This window comes from Bacillus sp. IS1, assembly GCF_032461585.1.
In the GTDB taxonomy this organism is placed as follows: Bacteria; Bacillota; Bacilli; order Bacillales; family Bacillaceae; genus Bacillus; species Bacillus velezensis.
This window is the reverse complement of record NZ_JAWCWR010000001.1, coordinates 78,061-100,706: the sequence shown is the minus strand read 5'-3', so window position 1 is coordinate 100,706 and position 22,646 is coordinate 78,061. Positions and strand designations below refer to the sequence as shown.

The window sequence follows — 22,646 nt, the reverse complement described above, 5'->3', positions numbered from 1 at the left end:
CTTTTTAAAAAAGCGGTTTGACGATTACCAAGGTTTATCTGTTCCGAGCGCCTCGGCCAGGGCCTTGCTGTGTTTTAAGCGGTTTTTTCGTTCTCCGGCGCGCTGAACTGCCGTATTGTGAAGCATGACTTCTTCCTCGGTTTCCGGCACGATCCGCGGAACGGGTACCGATTTCCCGTTTGAATCAAGCGCGACAAAGGTCAGAAACGACGTTGCCGCAAGCTCGCGTTCGCCCGTCATCAGATGCTCTTTAATGACTTTGACAAACACCTCCATAGACGATGTGCCGACCCATGTGACGTAAGATTCAAGGCATACGGAATCCTGTTGGCCGATGGGGCGCAAAAAATCTACAGAATCCATTGAGGCCGTGACTGTTTCACACCGGCAGTGGCGGGCCGCGGAAATTGAAGCGATATCATCAATGTAGCTCATCAGCTTTCCGCCAAACAGCGTATTGTGATTATTCGTATCAAGCGGAAAAACCCTGCTTGTTTTAACAACCCTTGTTTCTTTGCAAAATCTTGATTCTGGCAACTTCATATTATTTAAACTCCCCTTTGGTGTCTGGTCGTTTTGACTCATTCATCTGTACCCTATTAAACAATACTTTGACCGTTTTGTCTAAAATTTTAAATATTAAGTTGGTTAGATATTCTCTCAGAAATGTTTCATTATTCACCACATCCGGGAATAATAAACGCACATTGAATACCGATAGGAGGATATCACATGGACGTATCCATTCCCAAATCCACGCGGAAACCGGCTTGCCGCAGTGAGTTTGATGCTTTGCAGACAGTCATCTTATGCCGGCCGGAACACATGGCCATCAAGGATATTATTAACGGAACGCAGAAACATTTCAAACAAGAAAATATTAACATACCCGTTGCCCTCAAACAGCATAGTGAGTTTATTGACATTTTAAGATCTCATCAGATTGAAGTCGTCCTGCTGCCTGCCGATCCCGCATTGCCTGAGCAGGTATTCACCCGGGATATCGGATTTGTCTTAGGCGAGACGGCGTTTATTTCAAACATGGCGGCTTCAGTCCGGCAGGGAGAAGAAACCGTGTTTCAAGGCCTGCTTGACAATAAGAAAATCCCTTATACGCGACTGAAAAAAGCGAACATTGAAGGCGGCGACATCTTGATCGCAGACGGCACCGTTTACGCCGGGCTGAGCAAGCGCACGGATAAAGCGGCTGTCCGGGAGCTGCAGGAGGCGCTGCCGGAGATGACGGTTGTGCCGATCCCTCTCAAGGAGGATTTCTTACATTTGGACTGTGTATTTAATATGATCTCGGAAACGGAAGCGCTATACTGCAAAAATGGCTTGCGGCAGAAAGAAATTGATCTTCTCGCCGAACGTTTTGAGATGATAGAAGTGCCTGAAGAAGAGCAATTCACGCTCGGCCCGAATATCCTGTCAATCGGCAATCAGACAATTATCAGCCTGCCGCAGCACCGTCATACGAACCGCGAGCTCAGAAAAAGAGGTTATACGGTCATTGAAACCGAGTTTTCCGAAATTATTAAATCAGGCGGTTCCTTCCGCTGCTGCACCTTGCCGCTTGTCAGAACATCTTAAACATTTACAAGGCAGTTTCCTTCAAGATACGTTAATATAGAGAAGACAAGACTCTAAAGGGGGAAACCGAATGGCTAAGTACATAGGATACGCGGGAACATATACAAAAGGCGGAAGCGAAGGCATTTATTGTTTTGAACTTGATACAGAAGCGAAACGGCTCAGCCGTCCGAAGCTGGCAGCAAAGCTCGGCAACCCGACATACGTCACTCCGAATTCTGATAACAGCATGCTGTATTCCATTGAAAAGGCAGACGGAAAAGGCGGTGTCGCAGCCTATCAGATTCATCAGAACAGCGGGGAATTAACTTTTGTGAACCACCAGCTGATTGAAGGCCCGTCTCCATGCCACGTCAGCATTGATAATAAACATGAATATGTGTTAACCGCTAATTACCACAGCGGAAAAGTGCACGCCTTTCCCGTCAATGAGGACGGAAGTCTGCGGGAGCCGGCTGCCGAAGCCGCTCATACGGGAACAGGTCCTCATGAAAGACAAGAGAAACCGCATACCCATTTCGCAGGCTATACACCTGAGCATAACTACATTGCAGCCGTCGATTTAGGGACGGATACGCTTTATACTTACCAAATGAAAAACGGTTCGCTCACAGAGGTGAAAACTCATTCTTTCGCACCGGGTTCAGGGCCGCGCCATATCGTTTTTCATCCGGCGGAAAAATACGCCTATGTCATGACGGAAATCAGTAATGAAGTCATCGCGCTTGAATACAACCCGACCTTAGGTGAATTCAGAGAGCTGCAGGTCATTTCCGCTTTGCCTGAAGGCTTTACGGACAAATCGCAAGGCAGCGCGATACGCATATCTAAAGACGGCAGATTTCTTTATGCCGCCAACCGCGGACATGACAGCATCGCCATCTATAAGATCAACCAATATTCCGGTGAATTGTCTCTTATTGAATGGGTGCCGACAGAAGGAAACTGGCCGCGTGATTTCGCGTTTGACCCTTCCGAGACATTCCTTGTCGCGTCAAACGAAGAAACGGGAAATCTGGTTTTGTTTGAACGTGATCCGGAAACAGGCAAATTGACTCTGCTTCAATCTGACATTCCGGTTCCGTATCCGGTCTGCGTGTCATTTCTGCATCAGGTTTAATCAAAAAAGAAAGCTGACTTTATATTGTCAGCTTTCTTTTTTGTATAAATGGCAGGCGACAAAACGCCCCGCCTTCACTTCTTCAAGCTCAGGCGTTATCTTACCGCAGAGCTCCATCGCTTCAGGACACCGCGTCCTGAATACACAGCCGCTCGGCGGGTTAAGGGGGCTCGGCAGCTCCCCTTTCAGAATAATCCGTTCACGCTTGTCCTCAAGAAGCGGATCAGGAATCGGGATTGAGGATAAAAGCGCCTTCGTATAAGGGTGAAGCGGTTCCCGGTAAAGCGCAGCGCTTTCTGTAATTTCCATCATGCGGCCCAAATACATCACGCCGATCCGGTCGCTGATATGCTTGACCATTGATAAATCGTGGGCGATAAATAAAAATGTCAGTCCTTTCTCTTTCTGAAGCCTTTTTAAAAGGTTGACGACCTGAGCCTGTACCGACACATCCAGCGCGGAAATCGGCTCATCCGCCACGATAAATTCGGGATGCAGAGAGAGCGCTCTGGCAATCCCGATTCTCTGCCTCTGTCCGCCGCTGAATTCGTGGGGATACCGGCTGCCGAAATCCGGATGGAGCCCGACAGCTTCAAGCAGTTCATCCGCCATCATCAGACGGGCCTTTCTTGTATTGTAAAGATTGTGGATTTCCATCGGCTCCATAATAATTTCCCTTACGGTCAGGCGCGGATTTAACGAGGCGTAAGGGTCTTGGAAAATCATCTGCAGCTTGCGGAAGAAGACCGACCGCTGTTCTGCCGCGGCACGGTGTATATCCGTCCCTTCATATGATACCGAACCGGCCGTCGGGTCATACAGACGGAGAATAACCCTTCCGAGCGTCGATTTACCGCATCCCGATTCTCCGACAAGTCCGAATGTTTCCCCTCTTTTAATGTGAAAACTGACACCGTCGACTGCTTTTACGGCTTTCTTTCTTCCTGCGTCAAAATGCATTTTCAGCCCGCTGACTTCAAGGAGCGGAGATGCCGTCATTTTCTATTCCCCCTTTTCGCTTATACAGCGGCGTACGGTGCATAATTCTTTTTCATAGACGGTTCCTTCCAAAGACAGCACTTCGATTGTTTTCCCCGTTTTCGGGGAGTGCAGCATTCGGTCGTCTCCCAGCGCCAAACCGACATGGTGGATCGCGCCTTTTCCTTCTTCATAGGCGAAAAACAAAAGGTCAGCCGGCCGGATATCGTTTACCGCCGCGCCGCATCCGGCTTTTGCTTGGTCCTTTGCATCACGGGGAAGGGTATAGCCGTTTGCTTTAAATATCGAATACATAAACCCGGAACAGTCAAACCCGAAACCGCTCAGTCCTCCCCATAAATACGGAAGCCCGAGAAACATCATGCCCGTTTCGATGACATCGGCCGCCCGTCCTTCCGTATGCCGGCACTCGTCTGCGTCAGCTTCATTTACGAACCGTTCTCCGAGGGGCGTCAGCACCCGGAAAAAGCCTTTCTCACGTCCTGATGCCGGAAGACGCGTTAAGAAACTTACTTCCAAGTCCGGTTCGCCGTTTGTGTGATATAAAAAAGCTGTCGGTTTGGTAATCCATACGGCGGGGGAAGATGTATGAAAGCCGTCTTTTGAAAGCTGGCTTTTTTTCATCCAGCCCGGATATCCGCGCGCATCCTTGTTTGAAGGCTGGCCGGAAACGGCGACAAAAGCCCATTCCCCTTCCTCTTTGAGAATGATCACTTCTTCCCCGAAAAGCGCTTGCGTTTGGACAAGGTTGTCTGTGCATAATTGCAGCCGCTCTTCATATCCCATAAACGCTAACCATTTTCTGATCTGCGGCGGGTTTTCAAGCATCGGCGCATCATCCGAACGGGGAGATGACGGCAGCGTCCATACGTTGGCTGCCGCCGCTGTAACGGCTGCTCTCATCTTTTCGCCTCCTCTTGTATCGACACACCGGTAATGCCGAGACCCGGTTCGTCGGGAATCGTAATCTGACTGCCGCTGTATGTGATGCCGCCTTGAATCAAATCATCTTTCAGCATAAGCGGCGCATCAAAATCAAACCTTGTCACATTCCGTTTGCCCGCGGCAAAATGAGCCGCGGCGGTGATGCCGAGCTTGGTCTCAATCATGCTGCCGACCATGCATTCCACGCCGCACGTTTCGGCCATCGCATTGATTGTTTCCGCCTGCTTTATGCCGCCCGCTTTCATCAGCTTAATATTAATTAAATCGGCGCTTCTCGTCTGCAGCACGTGAAAGGCCTGACGAGGGGTAAAGACGCTCTCATCCGCCATAATCGGCGTGTCTACGGCATCGGTAACCTGCTTCAGCCCGGCGATATCGTCTTTATGAACAGGCTGCTCGACCAGCTCAATGCCGAGGCCGGCGTCTTCCATCTTTCGGATCGCAGTCACGGCTTCTTTCGGCGTCCAGCCTTGGTTGGCGTCCAATCTCAGTTTGACGTTTCCGCCGACACGTGATCTGATCGCCTGAATCCGGGCAACATCGTCCGATATGTCACCTATGCCGACTTTTATTTTTAAAATATGAAATCCTTTGTTCATATAACGGTCTGCATCCCCCGCCATCTCCTCAGGAGAATTGACGCTGACGGTAAAATCTGTTTCCAGTGTATTCCGATAGCCGCCGAGAAGCCGGTAAAGCGGCTGTCCGTGCATTTGCGCCCATCCGTCATATACAGCCATATCCACCGCGGCTTTTGCGCTTTGATTTCTTTCCAACAGCCGGCTGATATCATACAGAACAGCTTCCGTGCCGAAAAGGCTCCGCCCCAAGAGAACGGGCTTCAGCACATCGTGGACGGCGCTTTCAATACCGGCCGTGCTGTCGCCTGTAATGACAACCGTCGGCGGCGCCTCCCCCCAGCCGGTCAGACCGTTGTCAAAAGTGAGCTTCACAATGACCGATTCAGCATTGTAAACCGTGCGTAAAGCGGTCTTAAACGGCTTTTTCAGCGGCACGGACATCCGTCCCGTTTGAATATCTGTTATCCTCACGCCTGATCACTCCCTTCCGGAAACCCCCGATTCAATCGTTACCGCTTTGGCCGCCGTATCCATAACCGCGCGGGCTCCGATCGGAACGGCGAAGCTCGGTGAACAATGGCCGATTTTAAAGCCTTTAAGCGCGGGCTTCCCTGATTTGACAATGTAATCATTCAGCACTTGCTCTAAGGTAAGGGACTTTTCTTTGTTTTTCGGTTCGCATTGGTGAAAATCACAGACCAGGATTCCGGCTGCGTCTGACAGTTTTCCTGCCATCTTTAATTGATTCAGCATTTTGTCGATTTGATACGGCTCCTCATCAATATCCTCGATAAACAGCAATTTGTCTTTCGTATCAATTTCAAACGGCGTGCCGAGCGTGGACGTAATGAGCGACAGATTGCCGCCCGCAAGCTCTCCCTCGGCCCTTCCGCCTGTCAGCACCTCTAAGGGAGAAATGTCCTCCGTATAGGTGAATTCCGTTTCTGTAAAAAGCTGATGATACGACGCTTTTGTCAGGGGATCAGCGTCTTCAAGCCCGACATCCGTGCTCAGCATCGGGCCGTGAAATGTGACGAGCCCTGTATTTTGATGAATGGCGGTATGTAAAAACGTGATATCACTGTATCCCCAGAAAATTTTCGGATTGCGGCGGATTAAGCCGAAATCGATGTCGGCGGCAATGCGGCCCGTGCCGAATCCTCCGCACGCGCATATCACCGCTTTGACATTCTGATCGCTAAACATGTCATGGAGATCATCGAGACGCGCCCGGTCTTCTCCCGCCAAATAGCCGTGACGGGTCTTCAGCGCCCGGCCGAGTTTCACATGAAGGCCAAGCTCATTCTCTAAAAACAGCAGCGCGGTTTGCAGCGTCCCGCTCTCAGGCGGGCTTGCGGGCGCAATCACACCGACCGTGTCGCCTTTTTGCAGTGCTTTCGGTTTATGGTTCATAACTTTTTCAATCTCCTTTCCGGATTGAAAAGTGAAACACGCCGCTCCTTTAATGGATAAAGAGCGGCATATGTTTCCGCTGTAAGATCAGGACTTTTCCGCCCATTTCAGATCAATGTAACCGACGGGGTGCCGAACAATGCCCTTCACGCCGCTGTTCTGCAGATGCACCTGATTGTAAAAGTAAATCGGAATGATCGGAGCCTCATTCATGAGCAGCTTTTCCGCTTTATGCATGAGCGCAAAACGTTTTTTGGCATCGGCCTCCTGTTTTGCCTGCTTGATGTAGCCGTCGTATGCCGCGCTGCCCCAGCCGGTGCGGTTCATGGAATTATCCGTTTGGAAAGCCTCAAGAAAACTGATCGGATCTGCGTAATCCGGTAAAAATGAGCTTTGAGAGAACTGGAACTTCAGTCCTTTCTGCTCTTCTAAAAAGACGTTCCATTCCATATTGGCGAGCTTAACGTCTATACCGAGCACACTTTTGAGCTTCTGCTGAACCGCTTCCGCTATTTTCTTATGCTCCGGTTTTGTGCTGTATGTCAATGTAACGGCGGGCAGCTTGTCATAATGCTCTTCCGCCATGCCTTTTTCCAGCAGTTTTTTGGCTTCTGATTCATCCGGATTTAATAAACTGCCGCCCGCTTCGCGGAAATCTTTCCCGTCAGGCTGAGTAAATCCCGGGGATACAAAGGCATGTGCCGGTTTTTCACTGTTTTTGGTCACATAATCCGTGATTTCTTTCTGATCAATCGCTGCCGCGAACGCTTTTCTGATCTTTTCATTTTGAAACGGCTCCATTTTTACGTTAAAACGATAGAAATAGAGTCCGGCCTGATCCCACGTGCGGACATTTTTTCCTCCCATCAGCTGCTCGCTCAGCTCTGCCGGCACAAAGGCGGTATCCAAATCCCCCGACTGGAACATCTGATAGTCGGTATTCCGGTCACTGACCATCGCCCATGTGACTTTATCCAGTTTCACCGTCTTTTTATCCCAATACGTCTCGTTTTTGACCATCGTCATGCTGTCGTCATGCTTCCATTCCGTCAGTTTGAACGGCCCGTTGCCGACAAAGGTTTTTGCTTCAGTGAACCATTTCGGATCAGCCTTGGCGACCTTCTCATTAATCGGGAAATACGCCGGATTGGACACGACGCTCAGAAAATAATCCTGCGGTGCCGCCAATGTGACGACAAGCGTTTTTTTATCTTTTGCCGTGATTTTCACGTCTTCTTTTTTGCCTTTTCCGCTGTTAAATTCCTCCCCGCCTTTGATCATATAGCCGAGAAATGCGGAAGATGCGCCCGTTTTCGGATCGAGCATCCGTTTCCAGGCGTACACGAAGTCTTCCGCCGTAACGGGATCGCCATTTGTCCATTCGGCGTTATCACGGATATTGAAGGTATATGTCAGCTTATCAGCGGACACCTTCCAGCTTTCCGCCATGGCCGGTTCGGGTTTATTATCTTTTCCGAGCCTCGTCAATCCTTCCATGATGTTATTCAGCGGCTGCCAGGAAACATTATTAAATCCGATCGGCGGATCAAGTGAGGTCGGCTCATTTTCGTTATTGAGCCGCAGCACCGTTTCACCCCCCTGTTCTTTTGCTTTGCCGGGTTCTGTCCCCGCCTGTTCATTGGCTGTACAGCCCATCAAAGCAAACGAAACAACAGCAATCACACCGATCGCCCATCTCTTTTTCATTTCAATCCCCCTTTTTCCTCTGCTGCCGTCAGCTGCTGCTTCAGCCGCTCTGCACGGTGATCCTGAAGCCAGCAATTAACGATATGGCTTTTGGATGTCACGGTTGTTGCCGGGTATACCTTTTCACAGACGATCATCCTGTCCGGGCAGCGGGCGGCAAACGGGCAGCCCGGCGGCGGATCGAATAAATCAGGCGGCGTCCCGTCAATCGGCGAAAGCTCACTATCCTCCATATCCAGCCGCGGCACTGAACGAAGCAGCCCCTTTGTGTATGGATGAGCCGGACGGTAAAAAATATCATGCCTCGTGCCGATTTCGGCGATTTTCCCCGCATACATGACGGCGACTCTGTCGGCGGTCTGAGCGACGACGCCGAGATCATGCGTGATCAGAATAATAGACACGCCTGTTTTTCTTTGAATCTTCTTAAATAATTCAAGGATTTGTGCTTGAATCGTCACATCAAGAGCCGTTGTCGGTTCATCGGCGATCATAATTTCCGGCTCGCAGATCAGAGCCATCGCGATCACGATCCGCTGCCGCATGCCCCCGCTTAATTGGTGGGGGTACTGCTTCAGGCGGGATTTCGAGTCCGGGATACCGACCAGATCCAGCATGGCGAGAACTTCGGATTCAGCTTGTTTTCTTGTCATGGCGCGGTGTTCCAACAGCGCTTCTGAGAGCTGATCCCCTATGGTCAAAGTCGGATTGAGCGCCGTCATCGGGTCCTGAAAGATCATAGAAATATCGCGCCCCCGGATTCCCCGCATTTCCCGATCCGACATTTGGCAAAGGTCTTTCTGTTTAAATTGTATGCTTCCGGATTCAATCTTTGCCGAATGTTTCGGAAGAAGACCCATCACGGCTTGTGACGTCACGCTTTTTCCGCAGCCCGATTCACCGACGATCGCAAACGTTTCACCTTTATATAAATCGAAGCTGACGCCTCTGACGGCTTTTACAGTGCCTCCGTATGTTGAAAAAGTAACATGCAGATTTTGAACGGAAAGAACTTGCTGCGCCATTTTTCCTACCTCCTCAGTTTCGGGTCTAACGCGTCCTGCAAGCCGTCTCCAAGTACGTTAAACGCGTACATCGTTAAGGAAATGAAAAAAGCGGGAAAAAACAGCCGCCACCAATGGCCTGATAAAATCGCCGGCAGCCCGTCGTTTGCCATGACGCCCCAGCTTGCAAACGGCGCCTGAATGCCGAGTCCGAGAAAACTTAAAAATGATTCCGCAAAAATCGCCGCCGGCACCGTAAGCGTCATTTGGACAATAATGGCTCCCATCGTATTCGGCAGCAGATTTTTCTTAATGATCCGAAATGTTTTCGCTCCAAACGTTTTCGAAGCCAATACGTGTTCATCATGCTTCATCCTCAGCACCTGCCCTCTGACAATCCGCGCCATGCCGACCCATCCCGTCACGGTCAGAGCGACGATAATGGAACTGAGCCCCGGCCCCATCAGCACCATTAACAAAATGACAACGAGCAGATACGGCAATCCGTAGAGAACCTCGATGATTCTCATCATGGCGCTGTCTGTCCGGCCCCCTTTGTATCCGGCGACGCCTCCGTAGATAACGCCGATCAAAAAGTCGATCAGCGCCGCCATCACACCGACAAATAAAGAGATCCTCGCTCCGTACCACGTTCTTGTAAACACGTCCCGGCCAAGTTCATCGGTTCCGAACCAGTGTGAAAAAGACGGCGGAAGATTCTGCTCGGCGAGCGTCTGCCTTGTCACGCTGTGCGGTGATATCAGCGGACCGAACACAGCCGATAGAAACAGGCAGCATAATATCACAAGGCCGGCCATCGCCAATTTGTTCTTTTTAAGCCGCCGCCACGCATCCTGACTGTAAGACAGGCTCGGACGCTTGACCGACTCGGTTTCACCCTTTCTTTCCGCGCCCGGCTGAAACCAGTCATCAGGCACTTCTGTGTGTTTTACCGTTTCTTGCGGGAGATTCATCAGGATCACCCTTTCTTATGAAGTTTTATGCGCGGGTCTAACAGGCCGTATGCCAAATCAACCAGAAACAGCAGGACGATCAGAATCACACTGTAAAATACGGTCGTTCCCATGATGACCGGGTAATCACGCTGATTGATGCTTTCTACGAAATATTTGCCCATTCCCGGTATGGCAAAAATTTTCTCGATGACGAAACTGCCCGTTAAAATACTTGCGGCAAGCGTCCCGAGTACTGTCACAACAGGCATAAGAGCGTTTTTTAATGCGTGTTTGATCACAATTTTGACGGGAGAAAGCCCCTTTGCTTTTGCCGTGCGGATGTAATCCTGAGTCAGCACTTCGGCCATGCTTGATCTTGTCAGCCTCGCGATAATGGCCATGGGACCGACGGCAAGCGCAACAGTCGGCAGGACCATGTGAACGGGACTCGTCCAGGTAGCTGCCGGAAACCATTTCAGATGAACCGCAAATTGCTGAATCAGCAGCGTAGCCATAATAAAATTCGGAATAGAAATCCCGAGCACCGCAAGGCTCATGGCCGCATAATCGAGAAAGCCGCCGCGCCTGAGAGCGGCCATTATGCCGAGCGCGAGTCCTGAAATAACAGCGATGATGATCGCCGTTATCCCAAGCTCAAATGAGACCGGAAACCCGCGTTCAAGCATGGCGTTTACACTGTCTGACGGTTTTTTAATTGAAGGACCGAAATCAAAGGTAAGAATGGATTTTAGATAGATGGCGTATTGAGTGATAAGAGGTTCGTTCAGATGGTAGTAGGATTCGAGATTTCGCTGGACCGCTTCGTTTGTGCCCCGCTCTTCGTTAAAAGGCGAGCCGGGTATCACTTTCATCATGACAAATGTCAGAGTGGTAATGACGAGGACGGTCATAATCATGGCGATAAAACGTTTGATAAAATACCGCAGCAATGCCGTTCACCCCTTTAACAGAATGTTGTTCTCATGGCGAGTTCTGTCATGACGAGCATGGCCTGATAGGCTTCCGGCATGTCTTTTGCCTGAAATTGAACGATTGTCGTTCCCGGGATGATTTCTGTGCCCGGCATTAAATGGGCCCATTCAGCCTGTCCGTAGTTGGCAAATTCAATGCCTAATACAGGTCTTTCAGGCGGAGTCAGCGGTTTGACCTTATCTTTATTTTTGAGCGCATAGGCTGTTTTTTCCGTCAGGAGCCGTCCGGCTTTTTGAGGGGACAGGCATTTGACCGCGGTTCTTGAAATGGTTTGTTTGACGGCGGCAGTCGTCACATTCGGGATCAGCTCCTCCGCTTCTTTTGCGGCGCAATCATCTCCGGCAGCCATGATGACCGGGACATCGTAAAATCCGGCGAGATAGGCATTTAACCCCAGTTCACCGACCGGCTTATCATTTATGTAAAAGTGGCGGACGCCGAATATCATGCTGTGCGACATGACGCCCGGCATCGACGCTCTCGCATGATAGCCGATAAACATCACACCTGAATACGATTCATCAAGCCCCTGCATCATGGAAAACGGCTTGACATCCCCCGTAATCAGCTCTGCCTCAGGGTGAAGTTTTTCCGCGAGCAGATTATTCATCTTTGAGTGGCTGTCATTCACGGTCACTTCCGTGCATCCGTTATTAAACGCTTCTGCGATGCACCAGTTTGCTTCTTCGGTCATCAGAACCCTGCCGCGCTCATAATTGTGCATGCGGGAATTGACAAATGTTTCATCAGGCAGTCCGGAAATCCCTTCCATATCCACAGATAGATACAGTTTCATGTAATGCCTCCTTTTTTACTTAAAATTTCGATATTAAATTATGAATATTCTAACAAATTATATTAAAAAAGGATGAAACATGCAATATACCATTCTGCTATTATGGGAAAAAACAAACCCTTTTCACCGGGAAAAGGGTTTGCTGATAGAAAAAGTTACATACCGTTTTTGCTTATATGATGACGCTGAAACTGTCTGACCGCACTTCTGTATTCACGATCGGGAATGACCTGATGCCTGATCGGTTCAGCCGCCTGCTTACGGACGGCATGCGGTTTATGCGCCAGCTTATGTCCCATGCCGGTCGCATTCATGACAAATGATAAACACACTAAAAGCAAGCTTAAGATGAAAGCAATAAGAAACAAATCGCTGTATGTCCCCATCAGCAGGTCATGCGGCGATTGTGTGCCGCGCGCGCCCCGGAGCATGCCGGAAGCATCTCTTTTCGTAAAATACCCTATTAAAACAGGTGCGCCCATATAAATGAACAGCCTTAAAAACTGAACTGCCGTCATGCGTTTCACCAGTTCCGGAAGCGGTCCGCCCAACGCGGCTCCCATCAGTCCGGCTGCCACAATAAGCCCTGTCCCGGCCGCCAGCATCACGAAAAGCCCCGCAAATAGAATAAGCGGTATATGATGATCCGCCGTCATCCATTGGAAATTCACGAACACCAGTATAACAGAGCCTGTTATGCCGAGCATGCCCGGACCGACTTTATCATATGCTAATGCACTGATGACAGCGGCGATGGCCACGCCTCCCAAAAGGCTCGCATAAAGGAATATCTGTTGAGTTTGTGACATATGATATGCGGTCTGAAGCTCCCCGTGAAATGCAGAAAGACTGACCGCTATGGAAATACTGCCCGCAGCGATCATGAAAACACCCAGAATCGGCTTTGGAATCAGCATAAGTTTAATCGAAATCAGCGCATGTTCGTTTCTGTACTGCATGATCAGCAAGATCAGAAGAATGACGATGCTTCCTCCAAATCCCGCCAATGTCTGCCATGATGAAAAGCCCCATTTCGGCAGATGAATAAATGTATAGGCGGTCAGCACGGCTGATACACCCGCTAACAGAAAACCGATGCCGTCAAATGGAGATTTTTCAGCATTTTTATGAGCGTCATCCCGCAGCCACATATAACTGAAAATGAGGCCGAAAAAAGACAGCAGGCCAAAAATGCCGAACAGCCAATGCCAATGGCCGGCGCTTGCCGCCGCCGTGCCTAAAACGGTCCCCATAATGACGGACCCGTAAAATCCGCCGATTAACACAAATAATGCGTAATTCCGGCGCTCAATCGGAAACGAAAGCACCAGCATCGGGATCATAATCATCAGCATAGTGCCCGCCGCAGCTCCCTGTAAAAAACGGCCCGCGGCGAGCGGGTAAATATCATTTGTCACAGCAGCAAGGAGCGCTCCGATGACACCCGCGGCCATCGAAATCATATAGACAGGCCGGGAGCCGAATCTTTTTCTTAAATACGGCCCCGCCGGCACGAATAAGGCAAATGCCATATTACCGATAATAATCGGATGAAAAGAGTCAAAGTTTTCACCGCCGACCGTCTGCCGGACAAGGCTTTGGACAGCCGAAAGTGCGGTATTCGACATCAGCCCCGGCCCGACCGCCAATACAGCGAGCAGAGAAATAATCCAATGATGTTTTTCTTTCATTTGACAACTCCTTTCTGACTATTTAACAAAGTGAAAAAGCTAACAGATTTCCCCCATTAGCTTGACAGAATTTTTCATATCTTTTCATGTGAAGGATTGAACATAATATCTCATTTATTATTTCAAATCCGATGGAAATTGTCAATATAAAGCGCCTCCGTCCGATTACGCCTTTTTCACAATTTCCCACAATCTTTTCATTATTATCCCACACTTTTTGTTTAAGATGGAGTCAGTAATAATAGGCAAATCATGCTATGATGAAAATAGAGAAACGGAGTGAACATGATGGATAACTATCGTGATGAAAATCGGACAGACCAAAAAGAACAGGAAGTCCTTTTAGTAAAAGAAAACCCGCAGCCGGCCAGATATTCCGCGTCGGACGAGGACAAGAAAAAACGAAGCTTCGGCTGGTTCAGACCGCTTCTCGGCGGAGTGATCGGCGGAGGGCTCGCCCTCGGCATCTATACATTTACGCCGCTTGGAGACCATCAGACTCAAGATACTTCCAATACGGCTCCCGCTCAGGAAACGTCATCGGTAACCGCCAAGCAGACATCTTCTGATTCCGGCAGCAGCAAATCGTCAAACAGCTCATCAGCAAATTCAAGCAGCATTTCGAATATGGTGGAAGACATTTCACCGGCGATCGTCGGAATCACCAATCTGCAGAAGCAGCAAAGCAGTTCCGATTTATTCGGATTCGGATCAAGCTCAGATTCAAACTCAAATTCATCGGGTGAAGATGCGGAAACGGGATCGGGTTCAGGCGTTATTTTTAAGAAAGCAAACGGCAAAGCGTATATCATTACGAATAACCACGTGGTCGAAGGCGCCTCTTCCCTTAAAGTGTCATTATATGACGGCACCGATGTAACAGCTAAACTCGTCGGCAGCGACTCTCTGACAGACTTGGCCGTTTTAGAAATCAGTGATAAACACGTGACAAAAACGGCAAGCTTCGGCAGCTCATCCGCTCTCAGAACGGGTGAATCCGTCATCGCCATCGGTGATCCGCTCGGAAAAGACCTTTCCCGCACCGTCACACAGGGCATCGTGAGCGGCTTAAACAGAACCGTCTCGATCTCTACGTCAGCCGGTGAGTCAAGCATCAACGTCATCCAAACCGATGCCGCCATCAATCCCGGAAACAGCGGCGGACCGCTCTTGAATACAGACGGCAAAATCATCGGCATCAACAGCATGAAAATCAGCGAAAGTGATGTAGAAGGCATCGGCTTTGCTATCCCGAGCAACGATGTAAAACCGATCGCCGAAGAGCTTCTCACGAAAGGACAGGTGGAGCGCCCTTATATCGGCGTGAGCATGATCGACTTGGAACAAGTGCCGCAAAACTATCAGGAAGGCACACTCGGGCTTTTCGGCAAACAGCTGAATAAAGGCGTTTATATTCGCGAAGTGGCGCAGGGCTCACCTGCAGCCAAAGCCGGATTAAAAGCAGAAGACATCATTATCAGCTTAAAAGGGAAAGAAACCGACACGGGCAGCGAACTTCGCAATATTCTCTACAAGAATACGAAAGTCGGCAGCACCGTTGACGTGAAGATTATCAGAAACGGCAAGGAAATGACGAAAAAAATGAAACTGACTCAAAAAGAAGAAACATCTTCTTAACAAAAATCCAAGGCGGCCGCCTTGGATTTTTTATATACGGATGAAACTTTAGGCCTGGATCAGCCGTATGACTTAGTGTACAAAGGAGGATACATACACATGAAACAAACCGGACTTTTGCTGGTCGTTACCGGTCTGATCTTGCTGCAGCTGAGCATTCAGCTTCCTCAGCAAAACGCTGCTTGGGGAATGACGCTTGGTGCAAGCATTTTACTGAACCTTTCGGGAACCGGACTGATCATGCGCTCTCTGCACACGCAGACCGGCCGCAGATGAATAAAAAAAGCCGCGGGACATTCTGTCATCCCGCGGCTTTTATTTCACATAAAAGCACCCTGTCCGCTGGCCGGACAGGGTGCTTCGGTTAAGACATATGCTGGTCCCGATAAATCTTTTCGTTTTTAATGCCGTACGCTTTTTGCACGATATAGAGCGGACGGTCTTTTGCTTCGTCATAAATCCTTCCGATATATTCGCCGATCATTCCGAGCATTAATAGAACGATGCCGCTGAATAACAGCTGTATCACAATCAGAGAGGACCAGCCCGTAATGGTGCTGTTCGTAAACAGCTTCATGTATAAAACGATAAACATATAGAGAAAACCCGCTCCGGACATGATCATTCCCGCATAACTTGCCGCCTTGAGCGGTTTATGAGAGAACGTTGTGATCCCGTCCATGGAAAGCTTCAGCATTTTTTTAAGCGGGTATTTCGTTTCCCCCGCAAGCCGCTCATCTCGTTCATATTCTACAGCAGTCTGCTTAAAGCCAACCCAGCTGACGAGCCCTCTGACAAAAGGATTTTTTTCTTTTAATTTTTTCATCTCATCACAGACTTTTCTGTCCAGCAGGCGGAAATCTCCGGTGTCGAGCGGAATATCAATATCAGTCACGTTCCGCAGCAGCCGGTAAAACATAGAGGCCGTCTGTTTCTTGAAAAAGGTTTCTCCCTTTCGTTTCGTTCTGACGGCGTACACCACATCGTAGCCTTCTTTCCACTGCTCAATCATATCAAGGATTAATTCAGGAGGGTCCTGCAAATCGGCGTCAATGACGACGATTGCATTCCCCTCTGCATAATCCATACCCGCTGTGATCGCGATCTGATGTCCGAAGTTTCTGGAAAAATCAATAATTTTCACTCTCGGATCAATCAGACTTTGCTCTCTTAAAATCTCAATACTGCGGTCTTTGCTTCCATCATTGACAAAGATCAATTCATAATGCTCTTTTGTTTGATCCATCACTTCTTTCAGACGCTGATAGGTTGTCTGAATGACGAGTTCCTCGTTATAAACCGGGACGACTATTGAATATTGAATATGTCTGCTCATGTTTTTTCCTCCTATTCATCAGATTGAAGTTCGTATAGTGAAGCTGATTGATTCATTCCGCCCGGCCCGCCGCTCATTCGGCTGTTTTTACCTGAGGTCTTGCTGCTTTTTTTATCAGCTGCATCACTATTTTTCGTTTTCTGATCTGTGTTTGATTGCCATTTATCTGAAGATACTTTCTTTCCGTTTTTCTCAACCCACTGCACAATATCGTTATTTCCGCCTTTGCCCATTCCGGATGCTAAGAAGTATTTTACTTTCCCTTCTTTTACGAGCTTTTTAAATTGGGCCAGCGTAATGGCCGGGTCAGACCCGCTGTATCCGCCGATCGCCATGACCGCTTTTTTCGTTTTAATAATGTAAGGCGCCGCAGTGTTGGAATCGGTTGTTGCAAATAGATAGTCCGCTCCGGCGTTGTGCTTCTCTAAATAGTTGATCAGTTTTGTATTGACAGATGCGTTATCCATTCCCATGCCTTTTCCGCTTGTTGAAGCGAGCTGAGGGCCTGTTTCAGGCAATGAGCTGTTGCCTCCGTACAGAAGCGGTGTGCTCGCCCAATAAATCGGCATGACCATCAAGACGAGAAGGGCTGCAAGTGAAACATAATAACTGAGCGGTTTTTGGCGCTGTTTGAATACGAACAGAGCGATTGCTGCCACTGCGCCGATAACGCCTATTCCGATGCTCCAGCCTGCGCCGATTTGATCATTGTAGTTTCTGAGGATAAACAGCTCAAATCCGGTTGTCACAAGAATAGCGGCCGGCAATAGCCAAGTTTTCCATCCCGCCTGCTTGCGGTACAGATGAACGAGGGCGACCCATCCCGCACCGACAAGTGCCGCGATCGGAGGCGCCAGCATAATGAGATAATAATGGTGGAAAAATTCTGCGACACTGAAGAATCCGGCAATCGGCACAAGCCACGCTGCCCAAAAGATCGTTTCCTTCTGTTCTGCTGATAATCGTCTTCTTTCTCTCGCCCCGGCGATCAATAAACCGGCCATTCCAAAAATCGCAAACGGCAGGAGCCAGCTGATCTGATCAGATAATTCCGTTTGGAAAAGGCGCAGCGGACCAGGGGTTCCCGTACCGAACATTCCTGAACCTGATTGCATTTTCGAGCCGGTGCCTGCACCGCTTTTTCCTCCGCCGCCGGGACCGCCTCCGCCGCCATCTCCGCCGCTTGGAGGGCCTCCTTGACCGCCGCTTGGCATTTCGCCGCCGCTTGGCATTTTCCCGTTAGATGGAGGTGCCGTCATACTGCCGTTTTGTGATTTGTCTCCGCTTGCTGAACTGCTGCTTGAAGACTGGCCAGGCGGTTTTTGCATTTGTGAAGAACCGCCGGAAGAAGACATCTCTTTCGATGCGTTTCCGTCCGGCCCGCCCTGGCCGCCGCCGGAACTTTGCCCTGTCAGCCGCTGAATCCCGTTATATCCGAAAGCCAATTCCAATACGGAGTTTGTCTGGCTGCTTCCGACATATGGCCTTTTGCTGGCAGGAATATTGTCAACAATGAGCGGCCATGACAATGAAACGGCTGCTAAAACGGCTAACGCGCTTACCAATGAAATGATTTTTTTCTTAATCGTGGTGTTTGCCGCAATCATATAGAACAGCAAGAAGGCCGGCAAAATCATATAAGCCTGAAGCATTTTTGTGTTAAAGCCTGCTCCGACGACAAAAAATGCCGCCAAAAGCCAGATCAGTCTGCCCTTTCTGATCGCTTTAAAGAGAAGCCATGTGGCGAACAAGAGGAAAAAGACCAGTAAAGCATCGACATTGTTCGTCCGCGCGACCGCTACTGCGATCGGTGTACACGCCATGACAAATGAGGCGATGCGCGCCGCCGTTTTTCCGAACGTCGGCTTTATTAATAAGTACATGAATAGAACTGAACCTACACCCGCCAATGCCTGAGGCAGGATGACGCTCCACCCGTGCATACCGAATATCAGCGCGCTGATCGTTTGAATCTGGTATGTAACAGGCGGTTTATCTACCGTGATAAACCCGGCTGCGTCAAATGAAGCGTAAAAGAAATTATGAAAGCTTTGAAGCATACTCGTTACCGCTGCGGTGTAATAAGGATTCACCGTATCGTCATTCCAGATGTTGTACATATTCAAGAATGCGGAAGCGAGTAAAATGAGAATTAAGACTGCGTCTATCTCGCGTTTTTTCATTTTCACCTGTGTTTTCACTCCTTTTGTTTAACTTTGAACAAGTGTAACAACCAAATGTGAAAAATTTATTAATAAACAAAGACAATTATTTTGCCGTTTACAAATAGGTAAAAAGAATGACAAAACGGGTAAAAAAGAAAAAAAAAGATGCCCCCGTCAAGCCGGGAGGCATCTGTCATGATTTCTGATTTACTGAATCGGTTTCAGCCGCGCTTCTATTTCAGAACGGCGGTGTTCGAGATAAGGCGGGAGCGCAACCGTTTTGCCCAGCTCTTCAGGTTTTTCATCAACCATAAATCCCGGACCGTCCGTTGACAATTCAAACAGAATTCCGTTCGGCTCGCGGAAGTACAGCGCTTTGAAATAATAACGCTCTACAATGCCTGAGTTGCTGAAACCTTCTTTCGTAATGATGCGGTGCCATAAAGCAAGCTCCTCTTCATTCTGGACGCGGAAGGCCACATGGTGCACGCTGCCTTTTCCAGGACGCTCGCGCGGAAGATCGTTTCTTTCAATGAGATGGACTTCTGTACGCGCGCCTCCGTTTCCGGATTCGAGCACCGTAACCGTGCCCCGGTCTTCATGCGTTTCTTTCCCGATTTCAGTGAAGCCCAGCACATCGGTTAACACACGCAGCGTCGGTTCTGCATACGGGACGGTCAATTCAACGGGACCAAGACCGCGGAAAGAATATTCTTCCGGTATGCCGCTTTGCTTCACCGCTTCACCGATGTCTTTTCCTTTTTCGTCAGCTGTCAGCACAAGCCGCTGTCCTTCATGATCCTGAAAAGCGAGTGTGTCCCTGCCCGCTATTTTCACGATCTCACTGTGAGAGACCTGATGCTCTTCAAATCGTTTTTTCCAATATTGGAGCGCTTGTGCATCCGGGACACGCAGCCCGATTGAAGAAATACTGTTTGTTCCCGCATGAAACGGCGCAATCCGCGGAATCTCGAAAAACGTCAATTCAGATCCCGGATTGGCTGTTTCATCACCGTAAAACAAATGATACATCGTCGGTTCATCTTGGTTTACGGATTTTTTCACAAGCTTCAGTCCCAGGATATTTCGATAAAAATCTAAATTTTTCTGCGCATCAGCCGTCAATGCTGATACATGGTGTATTCCATTAACTTTCATTATGTTATCCTCCAGTCAATTATCTCGATTTCGAGATATTTATATATACAATTTATGTTATCCGGATCGTAAAGTCAACCCATCTGCTTCACAGACGGTCTGCAGACTGCCGCTCCCTAAATAACGAACTTTTGATATAAAAAAACCATTAATGTTCGCTTTTAAAACGGTATTTTTTCCTTCTCAAAAGCAGAAACCTTTATCTTTTAGGGAAAACAACAAAATCAGAAAATTTATTTTATTCGTGTTTCAGCAATTAGGGTTTACAATATGGAAAATAGTTTTTTCATCATGACGATTTTACATCTGGAGGGAAAGGATATGCAGATTGAAGAGAACGGACTTAAAAAAGAGATCGGCCTTACCATCGCCCTCTCACTTGTTATCGGCACCATCATCGGTTCCGGCGTATTTATGAAACCAGGCGCCGTGCTTGCCTACTCCGGTGATGCGAAAACTGCGCTTATCGCGTGGCTGTTAGGAGGTATTTTGACGCTTGCAGGCGGATTGACCGTTGCGGAAATCGGCACTCAGATTCCGAAAACGGGCGGACTTTATACATATCTCGAAGAAGTGTACGGCGAATTTTGGGGCTTTTTGTGCGGATGGGTTCAAATTATCATTTACGGCCCCGCCATTATCGGAGCAATCGGCTTGTATTTCGGCTCTTTGATGGCGCACTTGTTCAATTGGGATTCCGGCTGGTCTAAATTGATCGGGATTTCAGCCGTTTTGTTTTTAAGCATCATTAATATTATCGGAACGAAATATGGCGGCATCGTCCAGGGAATTACGACTGTCGGCAAATTGATTCCGATTATCTGCATGATCGTGTTCGGCCTTTGGAAAGGCGATCAGCATATTTTTACAGCCGTTACAAGCAGCATGTCGGACATGAATTTCGGCGCTGCCATACTGGCCACCTTGTTTGCTTATGACGGCTGGATTCTGCTTGCGGCACTCGGCGGCGAGATGAAAAATCCGGAAAAGCTGCTCCCGAGAGCGATGACGGGCGGACTGCTGGTCGTCACCGCCATTTATCTTTTCATTAACTTTGCGCTGCTGCACATTCTTCCTGCGACCGACATCGTCAAACTCGGTGAAAATGCGACCGGCACCGCTGCCGGAATGCTGTTTGGCGACATCGGAGGAAAATTGATCAGCGTCGGAATCATCGTCAGCATCTTCGGCTGTTTAAACGGAAAGATTCTCGCTTTTCCGCGTGTCTCGTTTGCGATGGCGGAACGGAAACAGCTGCCGTTTGCCGGACAGATTTCGCGGGTGCATCCGACGTTCCGCACCCCGTGGATTGCCGTATCATTTCAGATCGCGCTGGCCATTATTTTTATGATCGCCAGCAATCCCGATAAGCTGTCTGAAATCTCTATTTTCATGATTTATATTTTTTACGTCATGGCCTTTTTCGCCGTGTTTATCCTCAGAAAAAAAAGCGGCGGAAAACCGCGCGCCTACAGCGTGCCTTTGTATCCGATCATTCCTGTTTTGGCCATCGCGGGTTCACTGTTTGTGCTGATCAGCACGATCATTACAGATACACTGAGCTGCGCGCTGTCCCTCTTGATCGGCCTCGCCGGGCTGCCGCTTTATTTTTGGCTGAAAAACGGCAGAAAAAACTGATAAAAACGGTTCCTTTTACGGGAGCCGTTTTTTTTCTGGCAAAATCACGTGCAAAAGTTGACAGCAAATTCACATCTTTTGTTATACTTTTTAAGCAAGATGTCTGAATTCGAAGTATGTTACGTTTTTTTGGCGAAGTGGGTAACATAAGAAAAACAGGATGAGACACGTTTTTACGAAAAAATCAAGAGGCGTTTTTTTCGACTTTATCTGTTTTTTTTCGACAAAAGGCTATATAATAATTTGATGTGTGCATTGTCTCATTCAAACAATGGAGGGTTTTTAATGATAAAAAGAAAAAAAGATAAGTTCTCACTCCTTTTAACAGAAATCGCAAAAAACATAGACGAAACCGCAGAATACTTTGTCAACTTTAAAGTGACGAACCAGACGACTTTAAAGGAATTTGCCGATACGTTAAAAGAGTTTGAAACAAAAGGAGATAATCATGTTCATGTCATGATTAAAGAGCTGAACAAAGCTTTTATCACTCCCATTGAACGTGAAGACATCCTTGAGCTGACAAACAGCCTCGATGACGTGCTTGACGGGATCGAACATTTTTCAGCAATGATGGAGATTTTCTCGATCACTTCTTCCGATGAGCATATCGATAAGTTCAGCGGATACATCAGAGAGTGCGCGAAGGAAATTTTAATCACGATTGAGCTGCTTGCAGAAAACCGATTGAAGGACATTCACCCTCACGCCATTAAAATTAAGGAATACGAGCACAGCTGTGATAACCTGCACCGTAAATCATTAAAAAATCTGTTCGGCACAGAAACCGATCCGATTAAAGTGATTCAGTACCGCGAGATTTACGAAACGCTTGAGGAAATTGCCGACTCTTGCCAAAGCGTTGCCAATAACCTTGAAACCATTATTATGAAAAACGCGTAACGAGGGGTTA

At 48.5% G+C, this 22,646-nt stretch carries 20 protein-coding genes; 6 read left to right on the top strand and 14 right to left on the bottom strand.

Annotated elements, in window-relative coordinates:
- Positions 1-24: 24 nt before the first annotated feature.
- A complete protein-coding gene (locus tag RUW00_RS00565) occupies positions 25-543 on the bottom strand; it encodes an acyl-CoA thioesterase (protein ID WP_021493808.1) in 519 nt (172 codons plus the stop codon).
- Between the two features lie 189 nt (positions 544-732).
- Here RUW00_RS00565 and RUW00_RS00560 point away from each other — a divergent pair, with 189 nt between their 5' ends.
- Both RUW00_RS00560 and RUW00_RS00555 read left to right on the top strand, forming a co-directional pair.
- Positions 733-1,593 carry a dimethylarginine dimethylaminohydrolase family protein gene (locus RUW00_RS00560; protein ID WP_061862113.1) on the top strand — a complete coding sequence of 287 codons (861 nt, stop codon included), beginning with the start codon at positions 733-735 and terminating at the stop codon, positions 1,591-1,593.
- A 70-nt stretch (positions 1,594-1,663) separates the two neighbouring features.
- Complete coding sequence (locus RUW00_RS00555) at positions 1,664-2,713, top strand: lactonase family protein (RefSeq protein ID WP_267542964.1); 1,050 nt, start codon at positions 1,664-1,666, stop codon at positions 2,711-2,713.
- Between the two features lie 27 nt (positions 2,714-2,740).
- Here RUW00_RS00555 and RUW00_RS00550 read toward each other — a convergent pair whose 3' ends face one another.
- The 10 genes from RUW00_RS00550 to RUW00_RS00505 form a co-directional block, all read right to left on the bottom strand.
- Positions 2,741-3,712 (bottom strand): ABC transporter ATP-binding protein, encoded by a 972-nt coding sequence (locus RUW00_RS00550; RefSeq protein WP_007610864.1) that lies wholly within the window; start codon positions 3,710-3,712, stop codon positions 2,741-2,743.
- 3 nt (positions 3,713-3,715) lie between these two features.
- The gene (locus tag RUW00_RS00545; protein WP_280145044.1) at positions 3,716-4,615 is read right to left on the bottom strand and encodes a C40 family peptidase; all 900 of its coding nucleotides are present in this window, start codon (positions 4,613-4,615) and stop codon (positions 3,716-3,718) included.
- A complete protein-coding gene (locus RUW00_RS00540; protein ID WP_206695487.1) occupies positions 4,612-5,679 on the bottom strand; it encodes a dipeptide epimerase in 1,068 nt (355 codons plus the stop codon). The genes RUW00_RS00545 and RUW00_RS00540 overlap by 4 nt, the downstream gene beginning before the upstream one ends.
- A 36-nt stretch (positions 5,680-5,715) precedes the next feature.
- Positions 5,716-6,651 (bottom strand): S66 peptidase family protein, encoded by a 936-nt coding sequence (locus RUW00_RS00535; protein WP_038457752.1) that lies wholly within the window; start codon positions 6,649-6,651, stop codon positions 5,716-5,718.
- Between the two features lie 87 nt (positions 6,652-6,738).
- A complete protein-coding gene (locus RUW00_RS00530) occupies positions 6,739-8,358 on the bottom strand; it encodes a peptide ABC transporter substrate-binding protein (protein WP_061862112.1) in 1,620 nt (539 codons plus the stop codon).
- Entirely contained in the window at positions 8,355-9,383 is a 1,029-nt protein-coding gene (locus RUW00_RS00525; protein ID WP_095271645.1) for an ABC transporter ATP-binding protein, read from the bottom strand. Before RUW00_RS00525 ends, RUW00_RS00530 begins: the two co-directional genes overlap by 4 nt.
- Positions 9,384-9,388: 5 nt before the next feature.
- The gene (locus RUW00_RS00520; RefSeq protein ID WP_003154782.1) at positions 9,389-10,336 is read right to left on the bottom strand and encodes an ABC transporter permease; all 948 of its coding nucleotides are present in this window, start codon (positions 10,334-10,336) and stop codon (positions 9,389-9,391) included.
- Positions 10,337-10,341: 5 nt separating this feature from the next.
- Positions 10,342-11,268, bottom strand: coding sequence for an ABC transporter permease (locus tag RUW00_RS00515; RefSeq protein WP_007610853.1), 927 nt, complete (start codon positions 11,266-11,268; stop codon positions 10,342-10,344).
- Between the two features lie 14 nt (positions 11,269-11,282).
- Entirely contained in the window at positions 11,283-12,107 is an 825-nt protein-coding gene (locus RUW00_RS00510) for a M55 family metallopeptidase (RefSeq protein ID WP_007407248.1), read from the bottom strand.
- A gap of 155 nt (positions 12,108-12,262) precedes the next feature.
- Positions 12,263-13,798: an MFS transporter gene (locus tag RUW00_RS00505; RefSeq protein ID WP_151140249.1), complete on the bottom strand. Its 1,536-nt coding sequence runs from the start codon at positions 13,796-13,798 to the stop codon at positions 12,263-12,265.
- Between the two features lie 288 nt (positions 13,799-14,086).
- Between RUW00_RS00505 and htrA the strand changes: the two genes are divergently transcribed.
- Positions 14,087-15,436 (top strand): serine protease HtrA, encoded by a 1,350-nt coding sequence (htrA, locus tag RUW00_RS00500; protein ID WP_176464747.1) that lies wholly within the window; start codon positions 14,087-14,089, stop codon positions 15,434-15,436.
- A gap of 99 nt (positions 15,437-15,535) precedes the next feature.
- Positions 15,536-15,712, top strand: coding sequence for a hypothetical protein (locus tag RUW00_RS00495; protein WP_014417532.1), 177 nt, complete (start codon positions 15,536-15,538; stop codon positions 15,710-15,712).
- Positions 15,713-15,800: 88 nt separating this feature from the next.
- On the opposite strand, the gene RUW00_RS00490 is transcribed toward RUW00_RS00495, so the two are convergent.
- The 3 genes from RUW00_RS00490 to RUW00_RS00480 all read right to left on the bottom strand — a co-directional run bounded on the left by RUW00_RS00490 (position 15,801) and on the right by RUW00_RS00480 (position 20,095).
- Positions 15,801-16,772: a glycosyltransferase family 2 protein gene (locus RUW00_RS00490; protein WP_025649641.1), complete on the bottom strand. Its 972-nt coding sequence runs from the start codon at positions 16,770-16,772 to the stop codon at positions 15,801-15,803.
- An 11-nt stretch (positions 16,773-16,783) separates the two neighbouring features.
- Positions 16,784-18,961 carry an ArnT family glycosyltransferase gene (locus RUW00_RS00485; protein ID WP_280145043.1) on the bottom strand — a complete coding sequence of 726 codons (2,178 nt, stop codon included), beginning with the start codon at positions 18,959-18,961 and terminating at the stop codon, positions 16,784-16,786.
- Positions 18,962-19,144: 183 nt separating this feature from the next.
- Complete coding sequence (locus RUW00_RS00480; RefSeq protein WP_007610844.1) at positions 19,145-20,095, bottom strand: ring-cleaving dioxygenase; 951 nt, start codon at positions 20,093-20,095, stop codon at positions 19,145-19,147.
- 321 nt (positions 20,096-20,416) lie between these two features.
- Here RUW00_RS00480 and RUW00_RS00475 point away from each other — a divergent pair, with 321 nt between their 5' ends.
- Both RUW00_RS00475 and RUW00_RS00470 read left to right on the top strand, forming a co-directional pair.
- On the top strand, positions 20,417-21,733 hold the full coding sequence (locus RUW00_RS00475; RefSeq protein WP_007610842.1) for an APC family permease: 1,317 nt from the start codon (positions 20,417-20,419) through the stop codon (positions 21,731-21,733).
- Between the two features lie 285 nt (positions 21,734-22,018).
- Positions 22,019-22,636 (top strand): DUF47 domain-containing protein, encoded by a 618-nt coding sequence (locus tag RUW00_RS00470; protein ID WP_003154804.1) that lies wholly within the window; start codon positions 22,019-22,021, stop codon positions 22,634-22,636.
- Positions 22,637-22,646: the final 10 nt, after the last annotated feature.